Source organism: Serratia sp. root2 (assembly GCF_031931805.1).
Lineage (GTDB): Bacteria > Pseudomonadota > Gammaproteobacteria > Enterobacterales > Enterobacteriaceae > Serratia > Serratia inhibens.
Genome location: NZ_JAUJXB010000001.1, coordinates 22,102 through 43,709 on the forward strand (window position 1 = coordinate 22,102; position 21,608 = coordinate 43,709).

A 21,608-nucleotide genomic window follows, 5' to 3' on the forward strand; every position below is an offset into this window, starting at 1 on the left:
TACATTACGCACTTCAACACACAGGCAAAGATCGTGACAACGCTCGAACAATGCATCGGCAATACCCCGCTGGTAAAGGTACAACGTCTGGCCGCAGGACTGGGCAGCGAAGTCTGGCTCAAGCTGGAAGGCAACAACCCGGCGGGATCGGTAAAGGATCGCGCCGCGCTGGCGATGATTCAGCAGGCGGAGCTGCGCGGCGAAATAAAACCCGGCGACAAGCTGATCGAAGCCACCAGCGGCAACACCGGCATTGCGCTGGCCATGATCGCGGCGCTGAAAGGCTATTCTCTTAAGCTGCTGATGCCGGAAAACATGAGCCAGGAACGCCAGGCGGCGATGCGCGCCTATGGCGCCGAACTGATTTTGGTCAGCCGTGAACTGGGGATGGAAGGCGCGCGCGATCTGGCGCTGGAAATGCAGCGCGAAGGGCAGGGCAAGGTGCTGGATCAATTCAATAATCTGGATAATCCTTACGCCCACTTTACCACCACCGGCCCGGAAATCTGGCAACAGACCCACCAGCGCATTACGCATTTCGTCTCCAGCATGGGCACCACCGGCACCATTACCGGCGTAGGCGGTTACCTCAAAAGCCAAAATCCGCAGGTGCAAATCATTGGCCTGCAGCCGGCGGAAGGCAGCAGCATCCCCGGCATCCGCCGTTGGTCACCGGCCTATCTGCCGGGCATATTCCGCCCGGAGCTGGTGGATCAGGTACTGGATATCCAGCAAACCGACGCCGAGCAGACCATGCGCCAGTTGGCTCAGCGCGAAGGCATTTTCTGTGGCGTCAGCTCCGGCGGTGCGGTGGCCGGTGCGTTGCGCATTGCTGCGGCGAACCCGGGGAGCGTGATTGTGGCGATTATCTGCGATCGCGGCGATCGTTATCTCTCCACCGGCGTTTTTGACTGAACGCTATTCCCTTTCCAATGCATGTATCGGATCCATCCCGGCGGCGCGTTTCGCCGGGAAAAAGCCGAAAATGATCCCGATCAGCGTCGAACAGACAAACGCGGCGACGATCGAGGCCCCGGAATAGATCATGGTGAAGTTGCTGCTGAATTGGCTGAACAACACGCCGATCCCCAGTGATAACGCCACCCCCAATGCACCGCCCAGCAAGCACACCAGCACGGCCTCGATCAAAAACTGCTGCATGATGTCCCCGGCGCGGGCGCCTACCGCCATGCGCACGCCAATTTCACGCGTGCGCTCGGTGACCGACACCAGCATGATATTCATCACCCCAATACCGCCCACCACCAGCGAGATCAACGCGATCATCGATACCAGTAGCGTCAGGGTGGCTGTGGTCTTCTCAATGGTTTGGCGGATGCTGTCGGTGTTCATGACGAAGAAATCCTTGGTGCCGTGGCGCTGGCTCAGCAAACGGGTGACGCCGTCCTCGGCGCTGCCGAGATCGACATCGTCGTTGACCCGTACGGTAATGCTCTTCAGGTAACTCTGGCCCAGCATGCGTTTCATGACGGTGGTGTAGGGGAGCCAGACGTTCAGGTTTTCATCGCTGCCGAAGCCGCTCTGCTTTTTTGCGGCGACGCCGATAATCCGGCACGGCAGCGAACCGAGCAGGATCACTTCGCCGAGCGGATTGGCGCCGTTGGGGAACAGCTTATTGCGGGTATTCTCGTCGATCACCGCTTCCTGCATCAGGTTGTCGACGCTATGGCGGTTAAACGCCATGCCGCTGTCGATGCTGTAGCCGCGTACCAGAAAATATTGCTCGCCAACGCCATTGACCGTACCGCTGACCGACTGATTGCCATAGCGAAAGGTGGTGCTGCTTGAGAGGGTCGGCGTCACGCTATGGACGTATCCCTGCTGCGCCAGCGCGTCGGCGTCGGTGGAGCGCAACGTTTGGATCGCCGCAGAGCGCATATCGCCGAAATCCTTGCCCGGGTAGATTTCCAGTGTGCTGGTGCCCATGGCGCTGATGTTCGCCAGCACCTGCTGCTGCGAACCTTTGCCCAGCGCCACCACCGACACCACCGAAGCGATGCCGATGATAATGCCGAGCATGGTCAATAGGGTGCGCAGACGCTGTGACGCCATCGCCAGCAACGCCATTTTGAAGGCTTCGTAAAAGCGGTCGCGCTGCGATTGCCAGCGGCTGCCGGCACTTTCCGGCACCTTCGGCAGCAGTGCCTTGGTCTCGACGGTTTTTTGCCGATCGGCGACAACTTCGCCGTCGCGCAGCTCAATAATGCGCTGGGCATGTTCGGCGATCTGCATGTCATGGGTGACGATCACCACCGTATGACCGCGTGCATGCAGGTCTTTCAGAATGTTCAGCACTTCTTGTCCGCTGTGGCTGTCCAGCGCGCCGGTCGGTTCGTCCGCCAGGATCACTTCACCGCCGTTCATCAACGCGCGTGCGATGCTGACGCGTTGCTGCTGGCCGCCGGAGAGCTGACTGGGTCGGTAGTTCAGACGGTCCGCCAGCCCGAGCCGCTGCAACAGATCGGCGGCACGCTGGCGGCGTGCGGTGCGCTGATGCCCGGCGTAGACCGCCGGCACCTCGACGTTGTCTTGCGCAGTGAGTTCCGCCAGCAGGTGATAGCGTTGGAAGATAAAACCGAAATGCTCACGGCGCAGTTCGGCCAGATTATCGCGATCCAACTGCCCGGTGCTGCGCCCGGCGACCTGATAATCCCCTTCGCTGGGGCGATCCAGGCAACCAAGAATGTTCATCAGCGTCGATTTGCCGGAGCCGGAAGCGCCGACGATCGCCACCATTTCGCCCTGGCCGATGGTGAGATTGATATTGTCCAGCACCGTCACGCTTTGTTCGCCGGTCTGAAAATGACGGCTGATGCCGCGCAGTTGCAAAAGAGGGGGATGGTTCATCGTTACATCCCCATCGGCGGCGGACCCATGCGCCGCGTGCCGCTTTGCGTCGCCGCGTTGACCTGGCTGACAATGACTTTTTCGCCGGCCAGCACGCCGCTGATGATCTGCGCGTCGACGTTATTATTGATGCCGACCTTCACCGGGCGGCGGGCGATATTGCCCTGTTCGTCCACCACTTGTACCCAGTCGCCCTGCAGCGCGGTGGCGGGGATCACGACCGCGCCTTTCGCCTTGGCCAGCACGATATACACCTGCGCGGTCATGGAGATGCGCAGCGCGCCGTCCGGGTTTGCCACGTCGAACAGGCCGTTGTAGTAAATCGCGGTGCTGGAGGTGGAAGAACTGCTGGAACTGGAGCTGCTGGAGCTGGAGGTGGTGGTCTCATCATTGATCGAGTCGGGCGCCGGCTCTATCGCCCGCAAGGTGGCGCGGTAGTGCTTGCCCGGTTCGCCGAGAATGGTGAAATAGACCGGCATGCCGGTTTTCACCTTTACCACGTCGGCTTCGGAAATCTGCGCCTCAATGGTCATGGTGTCCAACCGGGCGACTTTGACGAGAGTCGGGGCGCTTTGCACCGCATTCACCGTCTGCCCTTCTTCAACCGGCAGCGCGACTATGGTGCCGTCTATCGGTGAAGTGATTTTGGTATAGCCGAGGTTGACCTGCGCGGTATTCACCGCGATCTGCGCTTGCACGATTTGTGCGTCCAGCGCGCTGATATCGGCGCGGGTGGCATCCAGCGTGGCTCTGGCACTGTCAAAATCCGCCTGCACGCCGACGCCGCGCGCCACTATGATCTGCTGGCGTTGATAGGCAAGCTGATTGTTGCGCAGCGCCGCCAGTTTGGAGGTGCGCTGCGCCTGTACGTTCTTCAACGCCGCTTCCGCGTCCCTCAGCGAGTTCTGCTGGGTTAAATCGTCTATCTCGGCCACCAGTTGCCCTTTATGCACCTTATCGCCCAGCGCTACGCGCAGGGCTTTTATCTGGCCGGAGACCTGCGCGCCGACGCTGACCTGTTTTTGCGCTTCGATGGTGCCATCGGCCAGCACGGTTTGTTCCAGATCGCGCGTTTGCGCTACCGCAGTGATATAACGGGGCGTTTCGGCGGTGCCTTGCGCTCTGAAGTAGAGAAATAAGGCGATAGCGGCCACAATAACAGTGGGCAACAGATAGCGTTTTGAGCGTTGAAACGATGGCATGACGAAGTGGTTCCCTGGCATAAAAGCGCGGCAAAAATCTATTTGCACTAATTTAGCGCGCCGCTGGCCGGGCTGCGGTTAAGTGGCGTTCAGGAATGTGTAAGGATTGAGTAAAACAGGCTGCGAAGCAGGCTAATAGGCGTGAAAATGGCGAAAATCCGCGAAGGAGCAAGGCATGAAAATTTTATTGGTCGATGATGACCTGGAGCTTGGCACCATGCTGAGCGAATACCTGACCGGCGAAGGGTTTAACGCCACGCTCGTGCTGACCGGCAGGGCGGGGGTGGAAGGTGCGCTTTCGGGCGAGTATACCGCGATGATCCTCGACATCATGCTGCCGGACATGAGCGGCATTGATGTGCTGCGCGACGTGCGTAAAAAAAGCCGTATGCCGATCATCATGCTGACGGCCAAAGGCGACAATATCGATCGGGTCATCGGCCTGGAAATGGGCGCCGACGACTACATGCCCAAGCCGTGCTATCCGCGTGAACTGGTGGCGCGTCTGCGTGCGGTGTTGCGTCGCTTCGACGAACGCCCGGATGAGGTGGACGACGAGATTGCCATCAGCTTCGGTGAGCTGACGCTTAACCCGTCCACCCGCAGCAGCGAATGGCGCGGCAAGGCGTTTGATCTGACCGCTTCGGAGTTCAATCTGCTGGAGCTGCTGTTGCGCGCGCCGGAGCGCGTGGTGTCCAAGGACGAGCTGTCAGAAAAAGGGTTGGGGCGCCCGCGTGAGGCCTATGACCGTAGCGTTGACGTTCATATCAGCAACATCCGCCAGAAGCTGGGCGCGCTGACCGACAATGCGCTCAGCATCGAAACGGTGCGCAGCATCGGCTATCGCATCAGGTAATGCCCATGCGCGGAAGACTATTCTGGAAAATCCTGCTGGGTTTCTGGCTCACGTTTATCATTATGACCCAGGCGCTGTGGGTCGCTTTTTCCCTGTACGGCGATCGCTATGAGCCACCGGAAAACGCCATGACCCGGCGGCTGATCAATCTGCAGTTGGCAACGGCCGGCACTTTGCTGCGCAGCGGCGGCGTACCTGCCCTGGAAACCATGATGAAAGATTGGTCGGACGATGACCGTCGCTTTTTGTCGGTAACCCCGATGGCGCATCCGCCTGCGCCTGCGGAGGGGCCTTTCGAGGTTCGCCGCATGCCGGAAAATATCTCCGCATGGGTGCAAACGGGGGACAACAGCGGCTACCTGTTGAATTATGACGTGCGCACTCTGCGCGAACAATATCGCCCCAACAAGCGTTCGCATTTCTTCAATATTCCGGCGCCGATGCTGTGGGTAGGCGGGCTGGGTGGGCTGTTGTTCAGCGCCGTGCTGGCGTGGAATCTGACCCGGCCAATGCGCAAGTTGAGTGCCGGTTTTGATCGCGTAGCGCAGGGGGATTTGTCCGTGCGGTTGTTCCCGGCGATGCGCCGGCGTCACGATGAACTTTCTGAAGTGGCGCGCGATTTCGATACCATGGCCGAAAGGCTGGAACTGCTGGTCAGCGCTCGTGAGCAGTTACTGCACGATGTTTCGCATGAATTGCGTTCACCGCTTGCCCGGTTGCAACTAGCCATTGGTCTGGCCCGGCAGAATGACGGCAACGTCGAGAACTCGTTGCAGCGCATACAGCACGAAGCGGGGCGGCTGGATAAAATGATTGGCGAGTTGCTGGCGCTGTCGCGCGCCGAGAGCAATAACCTGCCGGACGAGGAGTATTTCGATCTTTACGGGCTGGTGGATGCGGTGGTGAACGACGCGCGCTACGAAGCGCAGGTCCCTGGCGTCGAGATTGTGCTGCGGGCCAGTTCGGACGTGGAGTACACCGTGAAGGGCAATGCCGAGCTGATGCGGCGCGCCGTGGATAACATCGTGCGCAACGCGTTGCGTTTCTCCAGCTACGGGCAGCGGGTGACGGTAGTGCTGACGCGTATCGACCAACTGTTTCAGATCGAAGTGAGCGATCAGGGGCCGGGAGTGGAAGAGTCAAAGCTCTCCAGCATTTTTGATCCGTTCGTCCGGGTGAAATCGGCAATGTCGGGCAAGGGTTACGGGCTGGGGTTGGCGATCACCCGCAAGGTGGTGCTGGCGCATGGTGGTCAGGTTGATGCGCGTAACGGCGATCAAGAGGGGCTAATCATTACCCTCCGGATACCGCGCTGGGGGTAATAGACTATCTTACTTGCCATTTTGAACTAGGGCAGTGCTCACCCTCGTCACGTACTGCGTGTACGCTCCGAGGGCTGTGCGCTGTCCATGTTCAAACTGCCTGCGCCGATAACGTCTATTACCAGCGGTATACCCAAAGGATTTTGAATTGCAGCTTGCTGCGGCCCCGATAGGGGCGTGGCCCAAGGATGGGCTACGTAACTAGGAGCGGCCAACAACGCTGCAGTTTGAAAGACGAAGGGGATAAAAAAACGGCGCACTGGGCGCCGTTTGTCTTGCACATTCGCAATTACTTCTTGATGCGGATGATCGGGGTTTCACCAACGATCACGGTGCCGGACAGTTTGATCAGTTCTTTGATCTCGTCCATGTTGGAGATAACAACCGGCGTCAGGATAGACTTGGCTTTCTCTTCCAGCAGTGCCAGGTTGAACTCGATAACCACGTCGCCTTTCTTGACGCGCTGGCCTTCTTCGGCGATGCGTTTGAAGCCTTCGCCTTTCAGTTCAACGGTGTCGATACCGAAGTGGACAAACAGCTCGATGCCGCTGTCGGATTCGATAGAGAAAGCATGATTGGTTTCGAAAATTTTACCGATAGTACCGTCGACCGGGGCAACCATTTTGTTGCCTGTCGGTTTGATGGCAATACCGTCGCCAACGATTTTTTCAGCGAAAACTACGTCAGGTACATCTTCGATATTAACGATTTCGCCAGAAAGTGGAGCAACGATCTCGATAGTGCCCGTGTCTTTCTTGTCATCAGAAACCAGAGATTTCAGTTTATCGAACAAACCCATGATCTTCTCCTAAGCATTAAATTGGGCGGCGTTCCAGTGTCGTGGAAGTTTAGCAGAGCGTTTTTTCTTCGATGAATTTATTCACGCAATTCATCAGATCTTGCGCCGTTGGCTGTGCCAAGGCTTGCGCTGCCAACGCCTTCACATCTTCGAAATTCGTATTACGAATAATTTTCTTGATGCGCGGGATTGAAATCGCACTCATGCTGAACTCATCCAGCCCCATGCCCAATAACAACAGTGTAGCACGCTCATCGCCAGCCAGTTCACCGCACATGCCGGTCCACTTGCCTTCTGCGTGAGATGCGTCAATGACCTGTTTGATCAGGCCAAGCACTGATGGGGACATCGGGTTATAGAGATGAGAAATCAGCTCGTTGCCGCGATCTACCGCCAGAGTATACTGGGTTAGATCGTTTGTCCCAATACTAAAGAAGTCGACTTCTTTCGCCAGATGGTGAGCAATCACCGCCGCAGCCGGTGTTTCCACCATTACGCCTACTTCGATTGTTTCGTCAAACGCCTTGCCTTCTTCACGCAGCTGCGCTTTCAGCGTCTCGAGTTCGCCTTTCAGATCGCGCACTTCTTCGACGGAAATGATCATCGGGAACATGATGCGCAGTTTGCCGAACGCGGAGGCACGCAAAATGGCGCGCAGCTGGGCGTGCAGGATTTCTCTGCGGTCCATGGCGATGCGGATGGCGCGCCATCCGAGGAACGGGTTCTCTTCTTTCGGCAGGTTCATGTACGGCAGGTCTTTGTCGCCGCCGATGTCCATGGTACGTACGATCACGGCCTGTGCGCCGACGGCTTCAGCAACGGCTTTATAGGCCTGGAATTGCTCGTCTTCGGTTGGCAGCGAGTCGCGGTCCATGAACAGGAATTCTGTACGATACAGGCCGACACCTTCAGCGCCGTTGCGCTCTGCACCTGCGACGTCGCGCACGGTGCCGATGTTGGCGCAGACTTCAACCTGATGACCGTCCAGCGTAATCGCCGGCAGATCTTTCAGCTTGGCCAGATCGTTTTTCTCGGTAACGTACTGGTTCTGTGCGGCTTTCAGCTGATCGATAACGTCAGCAGTTGGGTTAACGTAAATTTTATTGTTAACCGCGTCCAGAATCAGGTAATCGTCGTTCTTCACCTGCTTGGTTACGTCGCTGGTGCCTACGATTGCCGGCAGTTCCAGGGAGCGCGCCATGATGGAGGTATGCGAAGTACGGCCGCCGAGATCGGTGATGAAGCCCAGCACTTTGTCCAGGTTCAGCTGCGCGGTCTCAGACGGGGTCAAATCGGTAGCAACCAGAATGACTTCGTCCTGGATGGAGCTCAGATCGACGATAGCCAAGCCCAGTATGTTCTGCAGCAGGCGCTTACCGATATCGCGTACGTCGGCCGCACGTTCTTTCAGGTATTCATCGTCCAGCTCTTCCAGCGCTTTCGCCTGGCCTTCGATGATGGTGTAGGCTGCCGCGTCGGCGGAAGCCAGATCGTCTTTGATTAGGGCTATGATTTCCTGCTCAAGCTCTTCGTCTTCCAGCAGCATGATGTGGCCTTCGAAGATAGCTTCTTTTTCTTCGCCGAAGGTTTCGCCAGCTTTGGTCTTGATCGCTTCCAGCTGTTCGGACGCTTTGGCGCGGCCAGCCAGAAAACGCGAGACTTCCTGCTCTACATGGTCTGCAGAGATTTTCTTCCGGTTGATGACAATTTCATCTTCTTTCAGTAGGAGAGCCTTACCAAAAGCGATACCCGGTGATACTAAAATGCCTGAAATCATAACCCTACCTTACTCTTGACTGGTGTTAACTAAAAAGACGGGCCGATTACTCAAGCTCTGCCATCAGTTTTACCAAGTGCTCAACGGCTTTCTGGTCGTCTTCACCTTCAGCAGAGATGGTCACTACGGTCCCTTGGGTCAGCCCCAGAGTTTGCAGTTTGAACAGGCTCTTGGCGCTGGCGCTTTTACCGTTGGAAGTCACGGTGATGTCAGATGTGAAGCCTTTGGCTTCTTTAACGAACTGAGCGGCAGGGCGAGTGTGCAGACCATTCGGAGCGGTAATAGTAACTTCTTGCTGGAACATTGATGTTTCCCCAACTTATTGGTGTGTTGTGGAGCTAAAGTTTAGCCCAAGGGTATGACTTTAGCTTGTCTGGTTAGCGCCTGACTATGGTACAGGGGCGAGCATTGATGCAACAGAAAACGACGAATTTGGCCCTTCAGATCAAAAAAATTTGGCTTCTGCCGTCGTTTCAATCAGCTCTCCATTATGCCGTGTTTAACGCCGCTGCGACAAATGAGTAAATCGATTCAGCTTAAACAAGGGATGGAGGGTGATTAATTTTGCGCATCGAAATAATGCACCGTTAAATACTAAAGCTGGCGGGTAAAATCAATCTTCAACTGCTATAAACTTTGATCCAGTCCACAAAAAAGCACCCCGCAAGGTGCTTTTTTAGCTATTTGTGCACAGGTGGCACTACTGTTGCAATTCTTGCTCGGTGAACAAATCGGCAAACAGCGCGGTGCTCAGATAGCGTTCCCCGGAGGAGGGCAGAATCACAACGATGGTTTTGTCGGCGAAGTCGGCTTCTTCTGCGATTTTCACCGCCGCCGCCACGGCCGCACCGGAGGAAATACCCGCCAAAATGCCTTCTTCGTCCATCAGACGGCGCGCCATGCTAATGGCTTCATCGTTGGTGATCTGTTCTACACGGTCCACCAGATCGAGATCCAGGTTACCGGGGATAAAACCGGCGCCGATGCCCTGAATCTTGTGCGGGCCTGGTTTGATTTCTTCACCGGCCAACGCCTGCGTGATCACCGGAGAATCGGTAGGTTCTACCGCCACGGTGGTAATCGCTTTGCCTTTGGTGTTTTTGATATAGCGGCTGACGCCGGTCAGCGTACCGCCGGTACCGACGCCGGAGATGAAAACGTCGACCTCGCCATCGGTGTCTTCCCAGATTTCCGGGCCGGTGGTTTTCTCGTGAATGGCCGGGTTAGCCGGGTTGCTGAACTGCTGCAATATGAGGTAACGATCCGGATCGGTGGCGACAATTTCTTCCGCCTTGGCGATGGCGCCTTTCATGCCTTTTGCGCCTTCGGTCAGCACCAGATTGGCGCCCAGCGCTTTAAGCAGCTTGCGGCGTTCGATGCTCATGGTTTCCGGCATGGTCAGCGTCAGTTTATAGCCGCGTGCGGCGGCGACGAAGGCCAGAGCGATGCCGGTGTTGCCGCTGGTCGGTTCCACCAGTTCTTTGCCGGCGACCAGGATGCCGCGTTTTTCTGCGTCCCAAATCATATTGGCACCGATGCGGCATTTAACGCTGAAGCTTGGGTTGCGTGATTCAACCTTGGCCAAAATGCGTCCGTTGCCGATACGGTTCAGACGAACCAGCGGCGTATGGCCGATCGTTAATGAGTTGTCTTCATATATCTTGCTCATAGCCCGTCCTTTAACTCTATGAAAATGTGGGGAACATCGAAAGCATACGCTAACAGTACCGGCAGGGAAGTAAAGAATTGGTATATCGATATGTTATTAGGAAATAAGTTTTAAGCACAACGATAAGGGCGCAAATTGCGCGCCCTGTCGAAGAATTAATCGTAATGCGGGGAGTGAAACGGCTCAGGAACGAACGAATTGCGTGCGATAACGGTCAACCCACATGGCTGTGGCACCGCAAACCGCGACCGGCAAGATCACCAGATTAAGGATGGGGATCATGGTGAACAGGCTGACCATTGCGCCAAACTGCAGGTTATCGGTTTTATGCTGACGCAGCGCACGGCGCATATCGGCAAAGCTCACCTTATGGTTATCGAACGGGTAGTCGCAATACTGGATCGCCAGCATCCAGGCGCTGAACAGAAACCACAATACCGGCGCCACCGTTTGGCCAATCCCCGGAATGAAATAGAGTATCAACAACAGCAGCGCACGCGGCAGGTAGTACGCCAGCTTGCGCCATTCACGCGCCATGATGCGCGGCAGGTCTTTCACAATGCCGAAGATGCCGGTGTCCGGCAGCGGCTTGCCGGTCAGGCTGCCCTCCAGATGTTCGGCCAGCAGGCCGCAGAACGGCGCGGCAATCAGGTTGGTGATGGTGCTGAACAAATAGCTGAATACCAGCAGGACGGAAACGACCGCCAGCGGCCACAACAAATAGCTCAGCCACTGCAGCCAGTTAGGCACATGGCTCATCATGCCGGGGATCCAATCGCCGAGCCGGCTGAACAGCCACCAGAAAGCGGAGCCCATCAGCAGCACGTTGACCAGCAACGGCAGGACGACGTAGCGTTTAATCCCCGGGCGCGAAATCAGGCGCCAACCTTCGGCAAAATAATGAAAGCCGCTGGTGGAGTGAGAAGCTGACTGCGTATAGGACATATCTTAAGTTATCTCTTTGTCTGAACAGGCATCGCTATCATATCGGGATGATTTTCTGCTGGCTAGGGTGGCATTGGCTGAAAAAACAGCAAAAAAAGGCAGTATAATCATCTTTATTGGCATAAAGTTCAGCACGGACTTGCACTTGTGTGCTCGGGCAAATAGAGTTAAAGAGTGAATGTTTGCCGCGGTGGCAATGTATTGGAACAACAGAGATAGCAATGATGCAGGATTTGCGTCTGATATTAATCGTTGTTGGCGCGATCGCCATAATAGCGTTGTTATTGCACGGTCTGTGGACCAGTCGCAAAGAACGCTCATCGCTTTTCCGCGATCGCCCAGCCAAGCGTTCTAAAAAAGAACGTGAACAATCCCCGATCGACGATCTCGATGAAGGCGTGGGAGAGGTGCGTGTACGCGCCGCTAACCCGCACGATGAGCCGTCTTTTGATCATTTTGATGCCGCACGCGAAGAACCCGTGGTTGCGCCCAAGCCTGCTCCGGCGGCCGAGCCAACGCCACGTGCCGTTCAACCGGCTGCTCATCAGTCTCCGCCACCGCTGTCTCAGCGGCCGGATTATGATGACATCCTGCTGGACACCTACGCGCAGGACGAAAAAGACGACGAGCCGCAGCAGCCTGCGCCGCGCCGTGAACCGCGCGTTGACGATCTGCCGCCTGTGGCGCCTGCAGCAGAGCCGGCGTTCCGCGCCGAACCTGCGCATCAGCCGCAGCCGGAAGTGAAACCAGCGGCGGTGGAACCTCAGCCTGCTCCGGCAGCCATTAAACCGGCAAAACTGAAAGAAACCGTACTGGTGCTGCATGTTACCGCACATCAGGGTGGCGTGATCGGCGGCGAAGTTCTGCTGCAGAGCGTGCTGCAAGCGGGCTTCCAGTTTGGCGCAATGGGAATTTTCCATCGCCATATCAGCCCGGCAGGCAGTGGCCCTGTGCTGTTCAGCTTGGCGAATATGGTCAAGCCGGGATCTTTTGATCCTGACATGATGTCCGATTTCTCCACGCCGGGCGTGTCGATGTTCATGATGGTGCCGTCTTATGGCGACGCCAATCAGAACTTCAAGCTGATGCTGCAGTCGGCACAGCGAATCGCCGACGACGTGGGCGGTGTGGTGCTGGACGATGAGCGCCGCATGATGACCCCACAGAAGCTGGAAACCTACAAAGCGCGCATCCGTGAAGTGTTGGAAAACAACGCCTGACCGGTAGCGACGCGCACTGAACATCCGTAACAACAAAGCCCCCGCTTGCCGGGGGTTTTTTATCTTTGATGGTGAGCCATGGAATCGATAATCCAACAAATCAATCAACTACGAACCTCACTGCGCCATCATGAATACCAATATCATGTGCTTGATGCGCCGGAAGTGCCGGATGCGGAATACGATCGCCTGATGCGCGAACTGCGCGAGCTGGAAAGCGCGCACCCGGAGCTGATCACCGCCGATTCACCGACCCAGCGCGTTGGCGCTGCTCCGCTGGCGGCGTTCGATCAGGTGCGCCATGAAGTGCCGATGCTGTCGCTGGATAACGTATTCGACGAAGAAAGCTTCCTGGCGTTCTACAAACGCGTGCAGGATCGCCTGAAGAGCAGCGACCCGCTCACCTTTTGTTGCGAGCTGAAGCTGGACGGCCTGGCGGTCAGCCTGCTGTATGAAGACGGCGAACTGGTGCGTGCGGCCACGCGCGGCGACGGCACCACCGGCGAGAATATTACTTCCAACGTGCGCACTATCCGCGCTATCCCGCTGCGTCTCAGCGGAGACAATATCCCGCGCCGACTGGAAGTACGCGGTGAAGTGTTCATGCCGCAGGCCGGTTTTGAACAGATGAACGAAGAGGCGCGTCGCAAGGACGGCAAGATATTTGCCAACCCACGCAACGCCGCCGCCGGTTCTATCCGCCAGCTAGATCCGCGCATTACCGCCAAACGCCCGCTGACCTTTTTCTGCTACGGCGTTGGGCTGCTGGAAGGCGGTGAGCTGCCGCGCAGCCACTGGCAGCGCCTGACGCAGTTCAAAGACTGGGGGTTGCCGGTCAGCGATCGCGCCAAACGCTGCACCGGCAGCGACGAAGTATTGGCTTTCTACCGCCAGGTGGAGCAGGACCGCGCGCAGCTCGGGTTCGATATCGACGGCGTGGTGATCAAAATCGATGATATCGACCTGCAGGAAACGCTTGGCTTTGTGGCGCGCGCGCCGCGTTGGGCGACGGCATTCAAGTTCCCGGCGCAGGAACAAATTACTGTGGTGCGCGAAGTGGAATTCCAGGTTGGGCGCACCGGGGCGATAACGCCGGTGGCGCGGCTGGAGCCGGTACAGGTTGCCGGCGTGATTGTCAGTAACGCCACGCTGCACAACGCCGACGAGATCGAACGTTTGGGCCTGCGCATCGGCGATACGGTGATCGTGCGCCGTGCCGGTGACGTGATCCCGAAGGTGGTCGGAGTGATTGAAGATCGCCGACCGCCGGACGCGCGTGAAATAGTGTTCCCGCTGCATTGCCCGGTGTGCGGTTCCGATGTGGAGCGGGTAGAGGGCGAGGCGGTAACGCGTTGCACCGGTGGGCTGATCTGCGCCGCGCAGCGTAAGGAAGCGCTGAAGCACTTCGTTTCCCGCCGTGCGATGGACGTCGACGGCATGGGCGACAAGATCATCGAGCAACTGGTAGAAAAAGAGTATGTGAAGAATCCGGCCGATTTATTCCGCCTGTCGGCAGGTATTCTGACCGGGTTGGATCGCATGGGGCCGAAGTCGGCGCAGAACCTGGTCAACGCACTGGAGAAATCCAAGCGGACCACCTTTGCCCGTTTCCTGTATGCGCTCGGCATCCGCGAAGTGGGCGAGGCCACGGCCGCAAACCTGGCGGCGTACTTCGGCGAGCTGCAAAAACTGTATGCCGCCGATATCGACACGTTGAAAAAAGTGCCGGACGTCGGCGAGGTAGTCGCGAAACATGTGCGCCATTTCCTTGATGAAGAGCTGAACCAGAAGGTGATCGACGAACTGATTGGCGCCGAGATCGGCATCAATTGGCCGGAGGTGGTGGTGATAGCGGCGGAAGAGATCGACAGCCCGTTCGCCGGTAAAACCGTGGTGTTGACCGGTTCGCTGAGCCAACTTTCACGCGATGAGGCCAAAGATCGCCTGACGGCGCTGGGCGCCAAGGTCAGCGGCAGCGTCTCGAAAAAGACCGATCTGGTGATTGCCGGTGAAGCGGCCGGCTCCAAGCTGGTGAAGGCGCAGGAACTGGGCATTGCAGTGATCGATGAAGCGGAAATGATCCGCCTGCTGGGTGTCTGATGGAAAAAGAGAATCTGATCGAGATCGCCAACACCCTGATGCCGTTTGGCAAGTATCAAGGGCGGGCGCTGATTGACCTGCCTGAAGAGTACTTGCTGTGGTTCGCCCGCAAGGGCGAGTTTCCCAACGGCAAACTCGGCATGCTGATGGAAATGACGCTGGCGATTAAAATCGAAGGGCTTGACCACCTGGTCAAGCCGTTAAAAAAGGGTTGAACGGGCGGGCGAAAGCCCGTTTCGTTTATCCGCGCGACGCCTCTGCGTCAAGCACCGCCTGTTTTTCCTGTTTTTCCTGTTGTTTCTTCTGATAACGTCTCGCCAACACGGCGCAGGTCATCAATTGCACCTGATGGAACACCATCAGTGGCAAAACCATAATCCCCACGGTTGAAGCCGGGAACAGGATATTGGCCATCGGGATGCCGTTCGCCAGGCTTTTTTTCGAGCCGCAGAACACGATGGTAATTTCGTCGGCTTTGCTAAAGCCCATCCAGCGCGCCATGTAAGTGTTCACCACCAGCACGATCGTCAGCAGGACGATGCTGCCCGCCACGATAAACACCAGCGAACCCATGCCTACCTGATGCCAGATGCCGTGCGTAACCGCCTCGCTGAAGGCGGCATAGACCACCAGCAGAATCGAAGTCTGGTCGGTTTTGCCGATAAGCTTGCGGTTGCGTTCGATCCACTTGCCGATCAGCGGTCGTGACAAATGGCCGGCGACGAACGGCACCAACAGTTGCAGCACAATCGAGCCGACCTGTTGCAGGTTGCCGGTTTCACCATGGACGTTCATCAGCAGCCCGACCAACAGCGGTGAAACGAAGATCCCCAGCAGGCTTGAGGCAGACGCGCTGCAAACCGCAGCGGCGACGTTGCCCCCCGCCAGTGAGGTAAAGGCGATGGCCGATTGCACGGTGGCGGGCAGAATGCACAGGTAGATAAAGCCGGAATACAGCTCGGGGCTGACGTCGATCGGCGACCACCATTTAAACAGCACACCGAGTGCCGGAAAAATGATAAAGGTGCTGAACATCACCCACAGATGCAGCCGCCAGTTGTTGCTGCCGGCCAGAATGGCCTCGCGCGACAGCTTGGCGCCGTGCATAAAAAACAGCAAGGCGATGGCGGCGATGGTCAGCACGTTTAGCCAGCCGACGAATTCGCCCCGCGCAGGCAGGAAAGAAGCCAGCAAGACGGTGGCGATCAGCGTCAGGGTAAAGCGATCGGGCAAGAATCTCATGGTGGCGTACTCGAATAAAAATGATGCGCTTATTGTGGCGCTGCGGGATATAATAATTAAATTGATTTATTTAATTTATATATGAAAAAAATACATGAATTATTCCATCAAACAGCTCAGAGTTTTTGTCGCCATTGCCCGGCACCGCAGCTTCAGCCGGGCTGGTGAGGCTATTGGCCTGACCCAGTCGGCGGTCAGCCACAGCGTGAAAGAACTGGAAGCGGAGATTGGCGTGCGGCTGCTGGACCGTACCACGCGCGAAGTGGTGTTGACCGACGCCGGGCAGCGGCTGGCCAACCGCGTTGAACGCCTGCTGGATGAACTGCAAACCTCGCTGCTGGATGCACGCAGCTTTGGCGTGCAACGCAGCGGTACGGTGCGCGTGGCGTCCAGCCAGACTATCTCGGCCCATTTGATGCCGCAATGCATCGCCGCCGGGGAACAGCAGTATCCGGATATTCGCATCATGCTGCGTGACCAGGCGCAACAGCAGGTGTTGCACAGCATCCGTAATGCCGAAGTGGATTTTGGCATCGTGGTGGACCCGGTCCAGGCGGTGGATCTGGACTGCGAGCCGATTCTGCATGAACCCTTCCTGCTGTTGTGCCGCCGCGATCACCCGTTCGCCGCGCTACCCGAGGTGCACTGGTCGGCCCTGAACGGCAGCCGTTTGGTGTTGCAGGATTATGCTTCGGGCAGCCGACCATTGATTGACAGCGCCCTGCGCCAGCAGGGAGTGGAAGCGTCGGTGGTGCAGGAAATCGGTCACCCGGCGACGCTGTTTCCGATGGTGGCGGCGGGTATCGGCATCAGCATTTTCCCGGCGCTGGCGTTACCGCTGCCGGAAGGCGGGCAATTGAAAGTGTGTCGGTTGGTACCGGAAATTAATCGTGCGCTGATGCTGGTGCGGCGTAAAAACCGCTCGCTGACGCCGGCGGCGGAGGTAATTTGGCAGGTCGTTGGGCAGCAGGCGGCGTTGCTGCAACAGCAACGCCGACAACAGGCGGGTTATTGAGTCAGATATAAACATCCACGGCATTCAGCGCGGTGGGGCGATTGACGCCGTCGCCCTTGACCGGGGGATTGCCGGAGGCGGCTTTCGCCATCTGCTCCTGCTGTTGCTTTTCCATTTCTTCTTTCTGAATACGTTCGATTTCAGCTTGCAGCATTTTGATCTGCGCCTGGATCAACTGCTTTTGTTTTTCGATCTGTTTGGGATCGTCGCCGGAGTCTTTGAGATCCAGCAGTTTTTGTTGCAGATCCTGAATTTGTTTATTCAGCGCCTTGATGCGTGCCGAGGCGCTGCTGTCCGAGACATTGACCTGTTCGCCGCCGCCGGCACCTTCGGTTCCTTTCGGTTTACCGCCTTCAGGCTGCTGATTGACAGGCTTGGCCATCAGCACCTGGCCCTGTTTACCGGGGGCGCTGAAGACGTTGCTGACGCCGGGTACGGTGTTTTTTACCGGTACGACCATGGTAATGCTGATGGACATAATGCTCTCCCTGAGTCTTGATGTTGCTCAGGGTATCGGCAGCGGCGGGTAAAACTTTACCCGCGAACTTGCCGTAGCCGCGGCCAGCGCTGCAGCCAGCCTTTGTCGGCCACCCGTTGCTCGAATGCCTGGACATCGCCGTTTTTGGCATTGAAGGTAATGGTGCCATCGAACAACCGTTCCAGGCCGAAAGGCGCTATCAGCTGGATGCTGTCATCGGCGTTCAGACGTGCGCCGACCGCCGTTTCAAGCTCGGTCCAAAAGCTGATGGCATCCTCGCTGTTGAGGTAGGGAGTCCGTCCGCTGCGCAGGTGCATGCGGGCCTGATTTTTCACCGACCACGGCTGCGGCAGCCACTGTTGCAGCCGCGCTTCCAGCATCCGATCGCGTTCCGCATCCGCACGTTGAGGATCGAAATGAATCACGTCGATGTCGTTGAGCGGTGTCGGGGAGGCATAACCCTGGAGCCGGTCCCACACCAGATTGCGCACAAATCCTGCCCCCAGGCACCAGTCATTCAGACCGAGCCGCCGTGCGGTACGCAATGCCGTCATTCTTTCGTTATCTTGCTGTAACCACTGGATAATTTGCTGTTGCCGGTTCATTACCTCTCCTTTGCTGCGGCTACTGTAACCCGAAGTGCTTGCCGGCGGAATGCAATGCATGATTTTAGTGCAGGCTCACGCTGCCCGGAGTCTGGCGGTAAACGGCATTAACTCCATGATTTTCGGTAAAAAATAAATTCATCTGTCGACTGACTACACTTGGTACAGGGTTTGCAGCTTCAGATGATCACTTCGGGCAAAACAGGGGGCGCTATGTATCAGGCAACGCTTAGCCGGCGCAGCTACCGTTTCAATGATTTACGCCAACTGATGGCAAAGGCGTCACCGGCCCGTTCCGGCGACTATCTGGCGGAGGTGGCGGCGGAGAGCGCGGAGGAACGCATGGCGGCGCGCATTGCGCTGGCGGAGGTACCGCTGAAAACGTTTTTGCAGCAGTTGCTGGTGCCTTACGAAGAGGACGAGGTCACGCGGCTGATTATCGACAGCCATGATGCCGTGGCCTTCGCGCCGATCTCCCACCTGACGGTGGGGGATTTCCGTGACTGGTTGCTGAGCGAGCAGGCGGACAGCGCAATGCTGGCGCAGGTCGCCGCCGGGATCACGCCAGAAATGGCGGCAGCGGTGAGCAAGCTTATGCGCAATCAGGATCTGATCCTGGTGGCGAAAAAGTGCCGGGTGGTGACGCGATTTCGCAATACTCTCGGCCTGCCAGGCCGCATCAGCGTGCGGTTGCAGCCTAATCATCCGACCGACAGCCTGCAGGGCATCGCCGCCAGCATGCTCGACGGCCTGCTGTACGGCAGCGGCGACGCGGTGGTCGGCATCAACCCGGCCAGCGACAGCCTGCCGCTGCTGGAAAAGCTCAATTACATGCTGGATGACGTGATCCAGCGTTTCGCCATTCCCACACAGTCCTGCGTGCTGACGCACGTCACCAACACGCTGCGGCTGATGGAACGCGGTGCGCCGGTGGATCTGGTGTTCCAGTCGATCGCCGGCACAGAGGCCGCCAACAGCGGCTTCGGCATTAATCTGGCGCTGCTGGCGGAGGCGCAGCAGGCGGCGTTGAGCCTCAATCGCGGCACGCTGGGCAATAATGTGATGTATTTCGAAACCGGGCAGGGCAGCTGTCTGTCGGCCAATGCGCATCACGGCGTCGATCAGCAAACCTGCGAGGCGCGTGCTTATGCGGTGGCGCGCCATTTCTCTCCGTTGTTGATCAATACCGTGGTCGGGTTTATCGGCCCGGAGTATCTGTATGACGGTAAACAGATTATTCGCGCCGGGCTGGAGGATCACTTCTGCGGCAAGCTGCTCGGCCTGCCGTTGGGGTGCGACGTGTGTTACACCAATCATGCGGAGGCGGATCAGGATGACATGGACACTTTGCTGACACTGTTGGCCACCGCCGGATTAACCTTTCTGATTGGCGTGCCGGGAGCGGATGACATCATGCTCAATTATCAGAGCACCTCTTTCCACGACGCGTTGTATATCCGCGAACTGCTGGGGCTCAAACACGCACCGGAGTTTGCCGACTGGTTGGTGAAAATGCACATAACCGACGACCTGGGGCGGTTGCGCGATACGGCCTCCAACCATCCGTTGTTGCTGGCGCTGCAGGGAGAGAGTTGATGAACAAACCGGTTCACGTCAACAGCTGGGATGCGCTGCGCGCCTTTACCGATGCGCGCATCGCTTTGGGTCGTACCGGCGCCAGCCTGCCCACCGGGGAGCTGCTCAAATTCGGTCTGGCGCATGCGCAGGCGCGCGATGCGGTACACCAGCCGTTCGACAGCGATACGCTGGCCGGGGCGTTGCAGGAGAGTGGCTGGCAAACGCTGACAGTGCACAGCCAGGCCGTTGACCGCACCGCCTACCTGAGCCGGCCGGATCTGGGGCGGCGGTTGGCGGCGGACAGCCGCAGTCTGTTGTTGGGCCTGCCGGACAAGGCGGCCGATCTGCTGCTGGTGGTGGCGGACGGTCTGTCCTCCAAGGCGGTGCACCGTCAGGCGTTACCCTTGTTGCAGGCGCTGCGGCCTTATCTCGATCTGTTGGGGCTTTCCGTAGCGCCCGTGGTGCTGGCGCATCAGTCGCGGGTAGCGCTGGGGGATGATATCGGCGAGTGTCTGCGGGCAAAAGCGGTGGCGATATTGATTGGCGAGCGACCGGGGCTGTCGTCGCCGGACAGCCTGGGCATTTACCTCACCTGGGGGCCGAACACCCGGCGGCGCGAGTCGGAGCGTAACTGTATCTCCAACGTTCGTCCGGAAGGGTTGGATTACCCGCAGGCGGCGTTCAAGCTGGCGTGGTTGCTGGAACAGGCGTTCCAGCGGGGTCTGACCGGGGTTGAACTGAAAGACGAAAGCGATAACCCGGCGCTGTATGGCCGGGTATTGCCGCTTCATTCCCAACTGGGGGGCTGACCGATACTTTGCTGCAGCAGGGTGGCGAAGACGTTTAAGCGGGCGGAGATCTTGGCCACCGGCCGCAGCAGGTAGATGCCCTGCTGTTCCTGGCGCGGGTCCTCCAGCACTTGCTGCAGGCTACCGGCCTGGATATCCGGGCCAACCACCCAGTTGGGTAAAAAGGTGATCCCCATTCCAAGCAGCGCCGCCTGGCGCTGGGCGGTAAAGTCATTGCAGCGCAGTACCATACGGCAACGGTTCAGCAGTTGTCCGCTGAGGATTTGCGTCCAGCAGGCCGGCTGCTGTTTATTATACCGGGCGATCAACCGATGTTCCGGCAGCGCGTTCAGGTCATCAGGGCGTCCGTAGCGGGCGATATAGCCGGGGCTGGCGCACATGACCCAACGCTGAGTGGCTATTCGGGTGGCATACAGCCCGCTGTCTTTCTGTTCGCCGATGCGGATGGCGGCGTCCAATAACTCCTGCGTCGGATCGGTCTGGCGTTCCGTCAGGTCCAGGTCAACAAACAGCTGCGGATAGCGTTCAGCCAGTGTCGGTAACAGCGGCAGGATGTAGGTTTTGCCAAAGGTCGGCAGGCAACTGACGCGCAACGTTCCCTGCGGCATATCACTTAGCGAGGCCAGTTCGGCGCGGATGTCGGTGATGTCCGACAGCAGCGCCGCCGCCCGCGCCTTCAGCATTTCCCCGGCATCCGTCAGCATCAGGCCGCGCGTCGAGCGGATAAACAGCGTGGTGCCCAGGGCGCTTTCCAGTGCGTCGATGTGGCGAACCAGCGAAGAGGGCACCATGCCCAGCTTGCGGGCGACGGCAGAGAAGCTGCCCAACAGGGCCACTTCGAGAAATATCGGCAGGTGTTCAACATAGCGGGCGTCATTCATCTTTGCATTATATGCAAAAGCGTTTCTTATGAATACCGGGTTCTCTGCCCATCGCATTGCGGTTACTCTTTTTTTGGGGCTTACGGACGCCAAGAGCGAATCGGGATCCCGCCGCAAAGAGAAAAACAGATAAATCCAGCGGATTTTAGACCTTAAAACAACCCCATTCTCCCAGGCACCGCCATGCGCCTGCGACAGTGATTGCTGCTTCAATACCAGAGTAAACGTTCAATTTGACGCCG

20 protein-coding genes are annotated in these 21,608 nt (G+C 57.8%); 9 read left to right on the forward strand and 11 right to left on the reverse strand.

What is annotated here, in order from left to right; all coding sequences use genetic code 11:
• Positions 1–33 precede the first annotated feature (33 nt).
• Positions 34–915, forward strand: a complete 882-nt coding sequence (cysM, locus tag QZQ97_RS00125) for a cysteine synthase CysM (protein WP_006317176.1) — start codon at positions 34–36, stop codon at positions 913–915.
• 3 nt (positions 916–918) lie between these two features.
• On the opposite strand, the gene QZQ97_RS00130 is transcribed toward cysM, so the two are convergent.
• Together QZQ97_RS00130 and QZQ97_RS00135 are read right to left on the reverse strand one after the other, a co-directional pair.
• A complete protein-coding gene (locus QZQ97_RS00130; protein WP_311991726.1) occupies positions 919–2,868 on the reverse strand; it encodes a MacB family efflux pump subunit in 1,950 nt (649 codons plus the stop codon).
• A 2-nt stretch (positions 2,869–2,870) separates the two neighbouring features.
• On the reverse strand, positions 2,871–4,070 hold the full coding sequence (locus QZQ97_RS00135; protein WP_311991727.1) for an efflux RND transporter periplasmic adaptor subunit: 1,200 nt from the start codon (positions 4,068–4,070) through the stop codon (positions 2,871–2,873).
• 175 nt (positions 4,071–4,245) lie between these two features.
• Here QZQ97_RS00135 and QZQ97_RS00140 point away from each other — a divergent pair, with 175 nt between their 5' ends.
• Together QZQ97_RS00140 and QZQ97_RS00145 are read left to right on the forward strand one after the other, a co-directional pair.
• Positions 4,246–4,926 carry a response regulator transcription factor gene (locus QZQ97_RS00140; protein WP_311991728.1) on the forward strand — a complete coding sequence of 227 codons (681 nt, stop codon included), beginning with the start codon at positions 4,246–4,248 and terminating at the stop codon, positions 4,924–4,926.
• Between the two features lie 5 nt (positions 4,927–4,931).
• Positions 4,932–6,248: an ATP-binding protein gene (locus QZQ97_RS00145; protein ID WP_311991729.1), complete on the forward strand. Its 1,317-nt coding sequence runs from the start codon at positions 4,932–4,934 to the stop codon at positions 6,246–6,248.
• Positions 6,249–6,537: 289 nt separating this feature from the next.
• On the opposite strand, the gene crr is transcribed toward QZQ97_RS00145, so the two are convergent.
• The 5 genes from crr to cysZ form a co-directional block, all read right to left on the reverse strand.
• Positions 6,538–7,047: a PTS glucose transporter subunit IIA gene (gene crr / locus QZQ97_RS00150; protein WP_004947686.1), complete on the reverse strand. Its 510-nt coding sequence runs from the start codon at positions 7,045–7,047 to the stop codon at positions 6,538–6,540.
• Positions 7,048–7,096: 49 nt separating this feature from the next.
• Complete coding sequence (gene ptsI / locus QZQ97_RS00155; RefSeq protein WP_311991730.1) at positions 7,097–8,824, reverse strand: phosphoenolpyruvate-protein phosphotransferase PtsI; 1,728 nt, start codon at positions 8,822–8,824, stop codon at positions 7,097–7,099.
• A gap of 46 nt (positions 8,825–8,870) precedes the next feature.
• Entirely contained in the window at positions 8,871–9,128 is a 258-nt protein-coding gene (ptsH, locus tag QZQ97_RS00160; protein WP_004947679.1) for a phosphocarrier protein Hpr, read from the reverse strand.
• Between the two features lie 396 nt (positions 9,129–9,524).
• Positions 9,525–10,493: a cysteine synthase A gene (gene cysK, locus QZQ97_RS00165; protein WP_311991731.1), complete on the reverse strand. Its 969-nt coding sequence runs from the start codon at positions 10,491–10,493 to the stop codon at positions 9,525–9,527.
• Between the two features lie 183 nt (positions 10,494–10,676).
• Positions 10,677–11,438, reverse strand: coding sequence for a sulfate transporter CysZ (cysZ, locus tag QZQ97_RS00170; RefSeq protein WP_311991732.1), 762 nt, complete (start codon positions 11,436–11,438; stop codon positions 10,677–10,679).
• Between the two features lie 221 nt (positions 11,439–11,659).
• On the opposite strand from cysZ, the gene zipA reads away from it, so the two are divergent.
• The 3 genes from zipA (at position 11,660) to QZQ97_RS00185 (ending at position 14,973) form a co-directional block, all read left to right on the forward strand.
• Positions 11,660–12,658 (forward strand): cell division protein ZipA, encoded by a 999-nt coding sequence (zipA, locus tag QZQ97_RS00175; RefSeq protein ID WP_311991733.1) that lies wholly within the window; start codon positions 11,660–11,662, stop codon positions 12,656–12,658.
• A 78-nt stretch (positions 12,659–12,736) separates the two neighbouring features.
• Positions 12,737–14,758, forward strand: a complete 2,022-nt coding sequence (gene ligA, locus QZQ97_RS00180; protein WP_311991734.1) for an NAD-dependent DNA ligase LigA — start codon at positions 12,737–12,739, stop codon at positions 14,756–14,758.
• Entirely contained in the window at positions 14,758–14,973 is a 216-nt protein-coding gene (locus QZQ97_RS00185; protein ID WP_199636125.1) for a DUF3820 family protein, read from the forward strand. Before ligA ends, QZQ97_RS00185 begins: the two co-directional genes overlap by 1 nt.
• A 25-nt stretch (positions 14,974–14,998) precedes the next feature.
• On the opposite strand, the gene QZQ97_RS00190 is transcribed toward QZQ97_RS00185, so the two are convergent.
• Positions 14,999–16,000 (reverse strand): bile acid:sodium symporter family protein, encoded by a 1,002-nt coding sequence (locus tag QZQ97_RS00190; protein ID WP_311991735.1) that lies wholly within the window; start codon positions 15,998–16,000, stop codon positions 14,999–15,001.
• A gap of 94 nt (positions 16,001–16,094) precedes the next feature.
• Here QZQ97_RS00190 and QZQ97_RS00195 point away from each other — a divergent pair, with 94 nt between their 5' ends.
• The gene (locus QZQ97_RS00195) at positions 16,095–17,015 is read left to right on the forward strand and encodes a LysR family transcriptional regulator (protein ID WP_311991736.1); all 921 of its coding nucleotides are present in this window, start codon (positions 16,095–16,097) and stop codon (positions 17,013–17,015) included.
• A 1-nt stretch (position 17,016) separates the two neighbouring features.
• Here the strand turns inward: QZQ97_RS00195 and QZQ97_RS00200 are convergent, their stop codons facing one another.
• Both QZQ97_RS00200 and QZQ97_RS00205 read right to left on the reverse strand, forming a co-directional pair.
• The gene (locus tag QZQ97_RS00200) at positions 17,017–17,493 is read right to left on the reverse strand and encodes a FlxA-like family protein (protein ID WP_311991737.1); all 477 of its coding nucleotides are present in this window, start codon (positions 17,491–17,493) and stop codon (positions 17,017–17,019) included.
• Positions 17,494–17,549: 56 nt separating this feature from the next.
• Entirely contained in the window at positions 17,550–18,098 is a 549-nt protein-coding gene (locus QZQ97_RS00205; RefSeq protein WP_311991738.1) for a nucleotidyltransferase family protein, read from the reverse strand.
• Positions 18,099–18,311: 213 nt separating this feature from the next.
• On the opposite strand from QZQ97_RS00205, the gene QZQ97_RS00210 reads away from it, so the two are divergent.
• Both QZQ97_RS00210 and eutC read left to right on the forward strand, forming a co-directional pair.
• Positions 18,312–19,694 (forward strand): ethanolamine ammonia-lyase subunit EutB, encoded by a 1,383-nt coding sequence (locus QZQ97_RS00210; protein WP_311991739.1) that lies wholly within the window; start codon positions 18,312–18,314, stop codon positions 19,692–19,694.
• Entirely contained in the window at positions 19,694–20,485 is a 792-nt protein-coding gene (gene eutC / locus QZQ97_RS00215; RefSeq protein ID WP_311991740.1) for an ethanolamine ammonia-lyase subunit EutC, read from the forward strand. The genes QZQ97_RS00210 and eutC overlap by 1 nt, the downstream gene beginning before the upstream one ends.
• Here eutC and QZQ97_RS00220 read toward each other — a convergent pair.
• Positions 20,464–21,423: a LysR family transcriptional regulator gene (locus QZQ97_RS00220; RefSeq protein WP_311991741.1), complete on the reverse strand. Its 960-nt coding sequence runs from the start codon at positions 21,421–21,423 to the stop codon at positions 20,464–20,466. The genes eutC and QZQ97_RS00220 overlap by 22 nt on opposite strands.
• Between the last annotated feature and the right edge of the window lie 185 nt (positions 21,424–21,608).